We start from the raw sequence: 12,316 nt of genomic DNA on the forward strand, positions 1-12,316 counted from the left end.
GAGTCAGAGCGCAACCGGTCCGTCGATTTCCTTATCTAGGTCGACCCGGACATGCTCGGCTAGCGTTGCCATGCGTTCGGCCAGAATGGGCGGGAAGGCGACGACGTTCTGTGGAGTGCGCAGCATGTCCTGTTCCAAGAAACCTATGAACGCTCCGATCACCGGATCGGCTTCCTCGACCTCGACGCGCCGAACGCTGACGCCATGCTCATCAACTACAAAGGCGATCTCACCGCCATAGCTGACCCCAAGCGCCTGGCGCACAGCCTTCGGCACGGTTGTCTGTCCCTTGGCAGTGATCCTGCTGCGCTCTTGAACAATGGTAGCCATGACATCCTCTAAATAGGGAATGTAAGGAATAATCCTTACTTTTACAACAAGAGGTTTTAGCTTGTAGCTGAGGCCGTCGCGCCGTCGCGCCGTCGCGCCGTCACTCTGGATGCCTGGCAGCACTCATCGCATGTAGGGATATAACGATCGGCTGTCGTCGAGCATGCTGATCGGGGTGGGGGTGATCCAGTCGCCTCCCAGCATGGGGTAGGGACCGTAAAACAGGTCGCCGAGCGCGCGCCTGTAATGCGCATTCATCCAGCGCCGGCGTCGATGTTCGGGACCGTCATGGATCATGTGGCATCGCTGGCAGAGCGCTGCCAGCTGGTGAAGCGCGCTGTTGCTGGGATCATGGTTGAGGTGAGCACAGGCCAGTACCACTGGCGTCCATCGTCCATGTAGTAGAATGTTCTCTATAGGTCGTCGTACGCGCCGGCCTCGGCCGTTGCGCCAGCATTGCCGGCTCCGATTCCACCACCGTCCGTCGCCGAGGTGGAAGACCTTCTGCATATGGGGACGCCCACAATGCTCGCAGCGCCCCCCTGCCCGCACGAAGCGTATCTGGTGCGAGAGCTGGACCCAGTCGAACGGGTACAAGAACACGTGCTCAGGGGGATAGGCATTAGGCGCCCTCTTCCGAAGCGTCAGGTTGCGGAGTGCCCGGCATTATGGGGTCAGCGCGCGGTAGAGCGTCGCATGGTGGCATTTGAGGAGCTTGGCAGCCTTTCGCACGAATGTGCCTTCAGTCACCAATCGTTCGCCTAGCGCAATCTGATCGGGAGTGAGCTTGGGCGGGCGCCCGAAGCGTACTCCCCTCGCCTTGGCCGCCACCCGCCCGCTGCTGGTGCGTTGGTGGATCAGCTCGCGCTCGAACTCGGCGATGGTGAGCGATTTCCTTGGCGATGGTGAGCGATTTCCTCGGCTTTGCACTCATGGTGGGCAAGCCGCAGGCAATTCCATCGGCGTCAACGAGTTGTACAGCATCTGGTCCATCGCTTGCTCGCCATGCTCCATCAACATCTCTGCCGCCAGTCTCAGCGAAACGTACCTGTCGGGTGTATTAAGCTAGGTCTGCTGACGACAGGCCTACGACTTGGCCCCCTGGAGGTCCATATGACGGGAGCGCATCATGGATTGGCACGGTAAGCGCCTGCCATGCTGAGTGAACTAGCGGTTGCGGGATTTTGCCTCGCATAGACGATTTTAGGCACGACCAACGCTATCTGGCTTACCGCTGACGATTGCCGACTCGCGTCGCCAAGATCGCTCGCCCCGATCACCGCACAAAAACAGCGATATTTCGGCTCTGAGAACGCTCGGACAGCGGTTTGTAATAAATGGCACGAATCAATTCGTAAATAGATGCAATGCCTAGAAAATATTATGGTATAACCCGATTCGGTTCAGTTATCGGCTTACCAGCTATCGCTCCCGGGGGAGTTTTTAGTCATGCCCTCTTTTGAAGACTCTGCACGACGAGAGCGCGAGTATATCGCAGCTCAACTCCATATTACCGTCTCCGAGTTAGTCCAATATCCCTATTACGCAGGGGTTGAAACCGTACGCGGCAAGATTGCACTAATGATACATTGGTTAGACGATACCCCCGATGGGGTTATACGCGACGGAAATATGCGAGGGTCTTTCATAACCGATATTGAAATGCCAACGTGATAGTAAAACCTCCACTGAGTCTTGAGTATAATGATTAGTTAATTGTTGCCACGCAACCCGGGGCATTTTCATGCGCCTGAGCTACTATTGCCCAAGTGTCTCGCTCCAGAACTTGGTATCGTTCTTTTACGTATTTGGAGCCGGGCCGCTTGGCGCGACTAAGCGACTGGGCGCGTTGTTTGGGCAATTGCAGTTCCGGTTAACCGGCCGGGGGTAGACCTGCCGAGTTCATCTTAGAAAGCGGCTTCGATCGCGCTGACGTACGCCATCGTTCTAGACGATAAGAACGGTAGCGCTTAATCTGGGCGCCCAGTCAGCGGCTTGTTTCGCGGGGTGCGCGCGCAAACCGGAACGTCCGCTAACCTCTCCATCTCAAACATTTCCCGAAACTCGATCCCTCGCGAGAATGCCGGCTGGGGCAAGAACGCCCAAAACCGGATATTCGAAAAGCCCGACCTGCTTCTCAGCTTTAGTCGTTAGTTCATTTTAATAAAAAACCGTGTTCGGTAAGCGCAACGACGTCGGTCTCGTGTCGCTTATCGAATTTTGAACGCAGACCCATACACTGTAGGGGCCGAAGACAGCGGGCTGGGATCGGTTTTCCCCGACACAATGTTCTCTCCGACAACGTTCCCGCGCTTCAGGCCATGACCTGGTTTTCAACGGCTCAGTATATGTATTAACCGACGCAGATCTCGGTTCGCCTGCCCATCAATCCGAAACCAGAAACACGTAAAGGGCCCGCAGCTGGCGAGCCCTTAATTGCGTCGGGCTTTAGAACCGAATAGTAGCGCCAACCGCGATGTTGCGACCGAGCGAGTCGTAGCGCGCGGGGATCGTGTTGCTCCGTGCGAGGCTGATGTCGTACGAATTCGCGAGGATCGGCGGGGTCTTGTCGAGCAGGTTGTTGGCAATAAACCGCAACGAAAAGTCCTTGGCGATCGCAAACGACAGCGCCAGATCGAAATAACTTGCTGGTGCGATGTGGTAGAAGGTCGTGCGTGCCCGATCCGGCGTGCCACCGATCGCTTCGTCGCCCGAATTGTCCGCGCTGGTCAACGAACCGACATAGCGCCAGTTGAACGACGTACTGAAGATGCCGTCGCCGGTAGTGTAGGTCGTACGCAGGCCGTGCGACCATTTCGGCAGCAACTGGCTACAGCCATTGCCGTAATAGCCGACGCAGTTGCGCTTGGGCTGAAGCGGTGAATCCTGGCTGCCGGCAAAGGTTGTCAGTGAGCCATTGAAGCTCCAGTCGACCTTGCCCGCACCGCCAAGGGGGAGCGTATATTGTGCCTGAAAATCGATGCCGCGAGCGATCGATTTGTAATAGTTAGTCGTGCCCTGACGAATGAAGCCGCTGGTTGGGTTGCTGCTGGCCGGTGCGTAGAGGATGCCGGTACCGGGCTGGCGGACGATACCCGAGCAGAAGAAGGGATCGCCGTTCGAGCGCTGACAGCCATCAGTGTAGTAGGTATAATCGTTATACCCCAGCGAGTTGTCGATCTTGATCTGATACCGGTCGACCGAGAAGACCAGTCCGCGAATGAAGCTTGGCTTCACCACCAGGCCGTAGGTCAACGTGTAGGCGGTCTCCGGGTCCGCGGTGTATCCACCCGACTGGACGGTGCACTGGTTGCCGTCGCCCTGGTTACACAGCAGCGTGGGGCTACCGTACAGCGCGTCGGAAAGCCCGGTCGCACGGCAGACGTCGCGCGACGCAACGGGCGTGCCGTAGCTGATGGCGCCGGTGGTCGGATTGGTCGTGACGGTCGGTGCGCAGAAATCGTTCTGAGACCCGCCTTGCAGGCCATAGCTGATGTTCCGCGCCTGGCCGATCTCGATCACCGTCGGCGCGCGCTGCGCCTTGTTGTACGAGCCGCGGAATGTAAGGTCGCTGACCGGTGCGTAGATGCCTTCGATCTTCCAGGTATTGAAGGTCTTGGGATTGCTGCTGTATTTTGACACGCGGTAGCCGCCATTCGCCTGCAATAGATGCGCGAACGGGCGATCCTCAATCAACGGCGCCTGCACTTCGATGTTCGATTCCCAAACGCTCTGCGAAATATCCAGATCGGCACCACCGTTGAGATCGCGGTAGAAGGAATCCGCTGTCGATGTGTAGTTGTCGTGACGATATTCGGCACCCAGCGCGATCGCGACGCCCTGGTTGGCTAGTGGCGAGGTAACACCGTATTTGCCGAGATCGCCGGTCACAGAGAGCAGGCCGTCCCAGAGCGTACCCACCCCCTTGGTGCGGCCGCCTGGAGCTGTGAACAACCAGTCCGCGACTGGTTGGCCGGGCGTGTTGGCGGTGAAGGCGTTGAACGGCACGCAACCCGCGACGCCGCTGGCGCAGGTCGGCACGCCGTTGACGTTGACGACGTCAAGCGACTGGTTGACGCGGTCGTAGTCAGGCAGGTTGCCGTAGTTCACAACCTGCTGGTTGCGCGCGTAGACGCCGCCGACATCCCAAGTCCACGTATCGTCGACCTTGCCGCGGAAGCCGCCGGTGGCGCGGATGCCGCTGTTGATATAGGTATCGGAGATGTCAGCAAGATCGTTGAAACGATAGCGGAGTTCGATCGGTGCCTTGGTGTTGGTACCGGCTGCACCGCCGCAGATCGCGCTTGCCTGCGAACCCGATAGATACGGGTTGTTGCAGTTCACCTGGTACGGCTGATTGCCATAGACGGTGTAGCTGTAGATCCGCGCCGGATAGACGTTCACGGACTTGTCGCGGAACCAGATTCCCGATCCGTAAACTTCGATATCGGAGGTGAGATCGGCGCTGACGAAGCCGCCCGCGTTCCACCGCTCCGACCCGCGCTGATAGGAATAGCCGTCATACGGGTTCGCCGCATTGCCCGCGCCGACGCTGTAGGGGACGAAGGTGCGCGTGCCGTTCGGGTCGTTGACGTAAGTGGCGCCGTTGTTCGCACCCGAGCGTGGCGAGATGTAGCCGCTGCGCGAATAAGTCGACAGCGAGCATGAAAGCGGGCCATCCTTGCCGGTCTGGACAAGTTGGCATGCCGAGCTGGAGCGCGCGTCGTAATCGACCGCGTCGGTGTGGCGGTAGTTGACGAAGCCCGACAGGCGCAGCTTGCCGTCGAACAGCTTCTTGCCCGCGGTCACGGTAATGTCGGCCCGGCCGCCGTCGTTGGTCATGCCGCGCGGGCTGCCGAAACTGTTCGCGCGCGCCAGCGGTGATACGATCGTGTCGTTGTTGTCGTGATTGTAGAAATTGTAGTTGCCGTCGATCTGCAACCCCTCAAAATCCTTTTTCAGGATGAAGTTGACCACGCCAGCTACCGCGTCCGAACCATAGACCGACGAGGCACCGCCGGTCAGCACGTCGACACGCTCAAGCATTGACGGCGGGATGATGCCGACGTCCGCGCCGTTCTGTGTGCCGATACGCTTGCCGTCGATCAGCGTCAGCGTACGCTCGAAGCCGAGGCTGCGCAGCTTGATGCGCTGGCGGCCGTCCGAATCCTGGTAGTTCTGCTGCGCGTCCGGCGCGATCTGCGGGAGACGGTTCAGCACGTCCTCGATGTTGGTCGGCGCTTGCGCGCGAATGTCCTGCGCGGTGACCGAGGTGATCGGTGCGGCCGACGTCATGTTCGGACGCTGAATGCGGGATCCGGTCACAACGACCGTGTCATCCGATGAGGACGCAGGATTGGGTGCGGCAAGCGCGGTCGCGGCATCCGCCTCAACCTTAGCCTGTGCCGGTGTCTGAGCGGGACCCGTTGCAACATCCTGATTTTGCGCCATTGCCGGGACAGCGCAGAACAAAAGCGACCCTGCAAGAGCGATACGCGACACAGTTTGGTCGAAGATCATATACTTCCCCTTATCCGGCTGCGCCCTGACGCTTTGACCGGTTCGAACGACAGATTTCGTTAATTTGTCATATTCGTCAATACCCAAACAATACCTATTAAATACTTTTATGCTGAATTGTTGCGTAATAGCATCCTCCATTCGTATGGCGGACACGCACGATGCTCGCTGATCGATACGGTAGAGGCGGAAGTCCAGTTATGTTCTCTCAACGCCAAAACGGACAGGCGGGTGACCACAAGGGGCTGGCCAATCAGCCTCTTGCTGCCGCTCGCTGAAGGAACGGCAGCTTACCCGCTGATCGTCACCCGTAGCCGGACAGGCTGCGATCCTCCCCAACTCGGACATTCCCGAAAATCGACCCCTGCAACACTAGGGCGGCGGTTGAACGCTAAATTGCAGATATCCGCATTTTCAGGGACAGTGCCGAGATGCAACCTCGCGCCCTACATACTCTTCGAGCGATAGCGACTGCCCTTTTGCCAGCGTGGCTTTAGCCGCATGCAATCCTAGGCAAAACAAGTGTGAGAACAAAGACTAGAACTGGACGCATCGTCTTGAGCAGTCAGTATCCGTGTCACATGTGCTCCTCGTAACGCAAGCAGGCATTTTGCTGTGGAATGGTAGTGCTATCAGTCCCCAAGACCTATCAAGTCGGCTTGCACTGAAGAGCGAAATGAATGTTATGCCGAAAACGCTTCTCCGGCATGAACGGGGTGTAGACTGTGCTGAACTTTTAGCTATAAAAAATCAGATTGAGAAATCGATGGACTGTGCCTCCGGCAAGTGTGCGGAGGGACGCGAATGGAAATCAATCCCTGATAACGGCTTCGACGGCTTCAGTGGAGGACAATAAGAACGCTCGATTAAGCAAAATCGTGTGGACGGGAAAAAGCTAGACGCCTCAAGCGGTCCTTCATTTCGGCCACCAAGGCATCGCGCCACGGATCGCCCGCTTTGGCTTTGGTCGCTAAAAAGGCAGTTCGAACCACTCTGTCGGACATCGCACTAATACGTTCTTGATACTCCAAAACGTGCTGGTCCTGCCCGCGTTTTTGTTCTTCCATCACAGCCTGTTCCGAATTCGCCGCCCGCCTGAGACTTAGACTTATTACCGTCATCGCGCCGCGCTAATCGCCGAATTCGTCCGACGAAATCGTGAGTAACATTAGATAACATCGGACCAGTAAGAGGCTTCTTCGACCCATAGCGGTTGCGATAGCACTTTACGAAGCTCTAACATCGTTTAGGGTTAATACCCCAGTATGAGTTCGGGATCGCCATGATGCTAGAGTATCGTATGTATGTTCTCGATAAAGTCGGAAAGATTGTCGAACGTATCGATCTAGAATGTCCAAATGATGCGGACGCAGTGTCGGGCGGAAAGACTTACGCACGAAAAAACGATGTAGAGATTTGGTGTGGCCAGCGGGTTGTTACCGTTCTTCACACGTTAACCTGATTGAGACCGTAGAGCCTCATTTTCGATGGACTCTTCCGGCGTGGTGGCATTCGCAGGGCGAATACGCGTCGTGTACGAGCCTGGCTTACCTTCTCGAATTATGCCATCGGGCGCTTGGTCATGCCAGCGAACCAATAGCGAACCATTATCTTCAAATTCGAGATCGTATGGATGGTTCCTCATTGCCTTCCAATCAATGCCTAACTCTTTGGCGACAAAAGTACGCTGCTTTTCCAATTCGCTTTTCAGCATAAATATCTCGGAATCCTGACTAAGGTTCGATACTGGCGCGACAAACCCTCCAAGGACAGTGATTGATCCTGTTTAATTTTTACTGCGGTTACATTAGCGTCGAATGGTTGGGCTTACTCGACCGAACGAGGACGACGCGGGTGCTGTCGTCCTTCCAGCATCCTCAAGGTTTCAGGATCGCTGGGATTCATCGTGCCATACGGTAGCTTTAAACCAAGCTACTTGGATCGGGTCCCACCGGCTGCGGCAGTGCGTTGCCGAAAATGGGGTATCGATGGGGTACAACGTAATATATTTTGCCCAAGAACGGCCTATTTTATGCGTGGCGTGGACCGTTGCGGCGGAGGGGTTATCCGCCGCACCTTCAAGAGGCGTAGGATTATGTCGGTTGCTTACCTAACAAGGGGCTGCCGTGGACTGACGTCGAAGACGAAAACCTTCGCCTCTGGTCGGAAACTAAGGGTACTCGCGAGATTGTGGACTTGCTTGGGCGTACGCCAAACTCCGTTTACGAACGGCAAAAAGCCCTTGGCTTGAGGCAAAGCCATTGACCCTGCGACGGAGGGGATATCCACCGCACCATCGTAAAACATGACCCATTCGGGCAACAGGATGACTCCAAATGACGCGCCTTGTCGTCGAAAAGAACCAGTACTTTGTCCCATGGGCGGAACTTGCGACTTTGTGGCGTCGAAAAGGTAGGAAGATCGGTCCAGGTAGCGAGGAAATGCTCGCAGTCGCGACGCTGCGCGAAATCGTTTGTATCGCGGCTTCATTGGGTTTGCCGGCGCGAAACCGGCTTCGAATCGTTCTCCCGAACCGAAACTGCTGGCCCTATGGGTATTACGGCAAGCAGCAGCTCGCACGACTAATCAAGCTTTCAACTCTCTAGCGCCTGGGGCGTTAAGGGAGCGGCGCTGGAAAGAAGTGCGGCGGTGAGGTCTCCGCCGTATGAGGAGGAATAAGCGTGGATGAGATGGATGTAACGGCCGTCGCAAAGGGCATGGAGGCGCACTTTAAAGCCGCGCTCGCTCCGTTCGATGCAAACTCCGTGTCGCTATCGCGGGAGGAGGCGGTGCTTACCCTCGGGCTAATATCGGCGCTGGTCGACCTCTTGGAACGTCACGATCCGGCCAAATCATAAAATGCTGCGGCGGATAAGGTATCCACCGCATTGTGCGAGGTGAGGACGGGAATGGCTACTTCTACGAACCCAGCTGACGACCTTGCACAGCGCAAGAATGCGGTGAACAGTAGGCAGGCTTGGACGAACGATGACGACACCAGGCTTCTTTTGATGGCTGGCTCGAAAAGCCAACGCGAAATCGCTGTTGAGTTAGGCCGCTCGGTATCGGCCGTTGAAACTCGTATTCGAAGTTTGAGGATGAAGTAGAGTCAAATCGCACGAAGTCGACCAGTGTTGTAATGCACAACCGTGATGCATTTTGGGGGGCAATGGGCGTTCCTGACGTTGCCAAAGGGATCCCTTTGTGGCTCGGCCCGTGCGAGCTTTGATTCTCGAAATAGGATCGTTTTTTGAGAAGCCGGATCCCGTTATCTGTGGCGATCAGTTTTCCGGAAAAGGTGAATGGCAGGCCTCGTTTGGACAGGTTAAGGGCTGCGATATGATCCGCGCCACACTCTTGAAGCTTAAAGCTTGGTTATCCCCCGAAGTTGCGAGCAGCGGTGCGAAGGCCAAAGGGCACAGTAGTGTGGCTAGCGCCCAACTTGCAGAGTCCGCGAAGAAGACCAAGCGGCGGGCGCAGAGGCAAGCGAGAGCGCGAAACCGTTAGAGCCGGTGGATACCGAAACGGTCCTCCTGGTAGATCGGCCGTGTTATTGCTTTGCCATGACAATCATCGAACGAGCATTCGAGATCGCGCGGAGCGGCAAAGCGCGCTCGATAACGGACATCCGCACCCAGTTGAGGCGGGAAGGTTTCGATCACGTGCAATCGCATTTGAACAGCGCGGCGCTGCAAAAGCAGCTAAAAGGCCTGATCAAACCTCCCAATTAAAGGGACGCGACTGCACTAGCGTTCTTTCTTTGTTCCGCTATGGTCCGGGTATGGAACACGCACCCGAGTCGATGCGCGACGGCGCACAGCCCTTCAGCCATACCCACACTCTGATTGCCGAAATCTTGCCAGAGCTTCGGCCTTGCGAGATGCAGACCACCTTTTTCCAATGCTTCGAGGACGGTCCTGAAACCCTCCTGGCGCCGATTGAGGCAGAGTTCGCGCGGCGTGGGCTGTCGCCCTACGGCAAGTTCTCGACCCATTGCTTCTGATGGCTAGCGTGATCTCGCCAGAGCGGATTGCGGCCATTCTCAAAGACGCGCCTGCATGGGCTCTGATCGGCCTTACCGCGCCGCGCGAGGGTCTGAGAGCAGACGCACGCCTTGAAGTCGCAAGGCATGTCTACGGCATTCTATACCAGCCTGTAGACGCTGAAGCGGCGCAGATGGCTTTGCCTTGGTGATCCTGTGGGCAACACGCGGTTTAGGACGCTGGGCGATTTCACGAAGCACGAAGCTAATGTGGGCTGCGTATGCTCCAAATGCGGGCGCAAGGGTGTCGTGCACCGCCTGGTTTTAGTGAGGTGGTGTTACCTCAAACGCAAGAACATGTCGGTCGAATGCCTCCTCGGATATCTGGGGTGTTCGGCTTGCGGCAGTAGGCCAAACAAGATCGCACCGACGCCGCTACCGCCGTCCTTTCCCAGTTACGGTCGGGACGAACGCCAATGGAAGCGCTTCGAGCAGAAGCTGAGAGTGTAAGGTGGCGTTCTTGTAAAGGCGGACGTCATCACCGACTATGTCGTTGATAATGCCGCCGATGCCGGGTCGACCGTCCAGATGGGCTAGCATCACAGACGAGCGCCGGGAACACACTACAAGCTAGGCAGTTTCTAAATACGCTAGAAGCGTCCTGCCCTTTCGGGGGGAACGGCGGTGAAAGCTCGCAATGCCCTGTCGGTCTTCAGATCGGCAGGGCATTTTCGTAACTATGTGCGGAACCGACGCCGGCCTGTACTGTTGATATCATAACCGGTCGGGCACTTCCCCCCCCCCCCTTGGTCCCGCTGGTTCTAAAGCGCCCCGCTGCCCCCCCCCCGCAGCGGGGCATTTTATTGTCTGGGTCCTTTTGGACAACGGGCCAATCGAGATTCTACATCCGCAATGATTGCTTGAGATGTCAAAGCTAGGGATACAACGGAGCCATTTTCGCACGTGGCTGGTTAGTGCGGCATATCCCTATCGACAGTTCCCTATGCGCTTGCCGTTAACGATGACCCGTTCATCCTCATGGATGTCACAGCCATTCTCGAAGATGCGGGTTCCGCATCTATGAAGCGGATCACAGCGATGCTGCGATCGCGATGCTCCCTGAATACGCGCACACAATCACCCTGCTCTTCTCAGACGTCGATATGCCGGGCGATACTAACGGGTTCGCGCTCGCCCACCACGTCGCGGAGAATTACCCCTGGATCGAGATCGTTATCGGCAGCGGCCACCTCCGGCCGAAGGCGGATGACTTGCCCGAAAAGGCCACATTCGTATTCAAGCCGTTCAATGCGCAGATGATCTATGGTGATCGCGCGGTCATGGCGCTGCTTTATCGCTGATGGTCGTGCGCACCGGCTTGCCGCTGATTACCCCCGCCAAGCCCATCTCGCGCATCAGCCGTTCCACGGTACAGCGCGCGACCGCAAAGCCCTCCCGCATCATCTGCCGCCATACCTTCCGCACGCCGTAGACCGCAAAGTTCTCCGCGAACACACGAGCGATTTCGGGCTTGAGGATCAGATCCTCACGCGCCCGTGCCGACAGACGCGATGGATCCTGTCGTTGCGACGTGCTCGTAGTAGGTGGATGGGGCTATCGGCAGGACACGGCAGATCGGCTCGACCCCATAGGCATCACGGTAATCGTCAATGAAAGCGATCATCTCCGGAACGGGCGGTCGAGCTCCGCCTGCGCAAAATATGCCGACGCCCCTTCGGCAGGCTCAGGACAGGCTTGCGCAGGATCTCGTTGGCTTGCCGCAGTTCGCGGACCTCGCGCTCCAGCGCCTTCACCTTGTCGGCCACATCTGTCGGGACACCGCCACGTTTGCCGCTGTCGACTTCGGCCTTCTTCACCCGTTCATGCAGCGTCTGCGGAACGCAGCCGATCTTCTCGGCAATCGATACCACGGTCGCCCATCTGGACGGGTAATCCCGCTCGTGATCGAAAACCATCCGTACCGCCCGCTCGCGGACTTCGGGCGCAAACTTGTTCGCCGTCTTGCTCGTCATGGCTCCACCTTCTCAGGAGTTGAAGCCTCCAACAAACCCGGGGCGGTTCATTTAATCCGCTTTTCGAAAATATACAAATTCGCTGGTTAAAGGGTTTATACCTAATGTTAATGAGTTAATCGCCTTTCTAATGCGCTTGAATGCCCTGTCTTCCATGAGCTAGCTCGATAACGCGGTTCCGGATGTGTCGTCGTTCTGTTCCTAGAGTGTCTAGGACAAAGTTCCCGAAGGGTCGACTTTGCGTTCCTAAAGGAGCGAACCTTGTTCCTAGAGTGTCGAAGGCTGGCTCGATTGCGTAATTTTTCTCGAGTAATTGCATCAGATTGTTAAGGTTTGTCCTAAGGGACGTTCAATTGCGACAGATACCCAAGCGTAAAGAAGGAGGGACGTTTACAAACACGACACTTCGGGAACGGTTGAACTAGGCTATAGGGATTTTGAAGTACGCGGC

General features: G+C 56.8%; 11 protein-coding genes, 2 pseudogenes and 1 other annotated feature. Of the genes and pseudogenes, 6 read left to right on the forward strand and 7 right to left on the reverse strand.

What is annotated here, in order from left to right; translation table 11 throughout:
- Positions 1-3: 3 nt before the first annotated feature.
- The 6 genes and pseudogenes from ASE69_RS05765 to ASE69_RS21870 form a co-directional block, all read right to left on the reverse strand.
- Positions 4-453: a type II toxin-antitoxin system PrlF family antitoxin gene (locus ASE69_RS05765; protein ID WP_235518176.1), complete on the reverse strand. Its 450-nt coding sequence runs from the start codon at positions 451-453 to the stop codon at positions 4-6.
- Entirely contained in the window at positions 454-627 is a 174-nt protein-coding gene (locus tag ASE69_RS22825; protein ID WP_235518178.1) for a hypothetical protein, read from the reverse strand.
- 369 nt (positions 628-996) lie between these two features.
- A pseudogene (locus ASE69_RS22830) lies at positions 997-1,239 on the reverse strand (recombinase family protein); the annotation flags it as partial.
- A 1,539-nt stretch (positions 1,240-2,778) separates the two neighbouring features.
- Positions 2,779-5,850, reverse strand: coding sequence for a TonB-dependent receptor domain-containing protein (locus ASE69_RS05775; RefSeq protein WP_056484230.1), 3,072 nt, complete (start codon positions 5,848-5,850; stop codon positions 2,779-2,781).
- Between the two features lie 866 nt (positions 5,851-6,716).
- Entirely contained in the window at positions 6,717-6,917 is a 201-nt protein-coding gene (locus ASE69_RS05780) for a hypothetical protein (protein WP_156362187.1), read from the reverse strand.
- A 386-nt stretch (positions 6,918-7,303) separates the two neighbouring features.
- Positions 7,304-7,564: a hypothetical protein gene (locus ASE69_RS21870; RefSeq protein WP_156362188.1), complete on the reverse strand. Its 261-nt coding sequence runs from the start codon at positions 7,562-7,564 to the stop codon at positions 7,304-7,306.
- A 622-nt stretch (positions 7,565-8,186) separates the two neighbouring features.
- Between ASE69_RS21870 and ASE69_RS21875 the strand changes: the two genes are divergently transcribed.
- The 6 genes from ASE69_RS21875 (at position 8,187) to ASE69_RS05795 (ending at position 11,193) form a co-directional block, all read left to right on the forward strand.
- On the forward strand, positions 8,187-8,456 hold the full coding sequence (locus ASE69_RS21875) for a hypothetical protein (protein WP_156362189.1): 270 nt from the start codon (positions 8,187-8,189) through the stop codon (positions 8,454-8,456).
- Between the two features lie 75 nt (positions 8,457-8,531).
- Complete coding sequence (locus tag ASE69_RS21880; protein WP_156362190.1) at positions 8,532-8,708, forward strand: hypothetical protein; 177 nt, start codon at positions 8,532-8,534, stop codon at positions 8,706-8,708.
- A gap of 705 nt (positions 8,709-9,413) precedes the next feature.
- A complete protein-coding gene (locus ASE69_RS22535) occupies positions 9,414-9,581 on the forward strand; it encodes a hypothetical protein (RefSeq protein ID WP_200924123.1) in 168 nt (55 codons plus the stop codon).
- Between the two features lie 50 nt (positions 9,582-9,631).
- Entirely contained in the window at positions 9,632-9,853 is a 222-nt protein-coding gene (locus tag ASE69_RS05785; RefSeq protein ID WP_056484236.1) for a hypothetical protein, read from the forward strand.
- On the forward strand, positions 9,853-10,044 hold the full coding sequence (locus ASE69_RS23385) for a DUF6771 family protein (protein ID WP_056484239.1): 192 nt from the start codon (positions 9,853-9,855) through the stop codon (positions 10,042-10,044). Before ASE69_RS05785 ends, ASE69_RS23385 begins: the two co-directional genes overlap by 1 nt.
- Positions 10,045-10,944: 900 nt before the next feature.
- A complete protein-coding gene (locus tag ASE69_RS05795) occupies positions 10,945-11,193 on the forward strand; it encodes a hypothetical protein (protein ID WP_056484242.1) in 249 nt (82 codons plus the stop codon).
- Here the strand turns inward: ASE69_RS05795 and ASE69_RS21885 are convergent.
- Positions 11,177-11,865, reverse strand: a pseudogene (locus ASE69_RS21885) (IS3 family transposase); the annotation flags it as partial. The gene ASE69_RS05795 and the pseudogene ASE69_RS21885 sit on opposite strands and share 17 nt — an antisense overlap.
- Positions 11,442-11,558: a sequence feature (AL1L pseudoknot), on the reverse strand. (Overlaps the previous pseudogene by 117 nt.)
- Positions 11,866-12,316 lie beyond the last annotated feature (451 nt).

The organism is Sphingomonas sp. Leaf208 (assembly GCF_001421415.1).
GTDB lineage: Bacteria > Pseudomonadota > Alphaproteobacteria > Sphingomonadales > Sphingomonadaceae > Sphingomonas.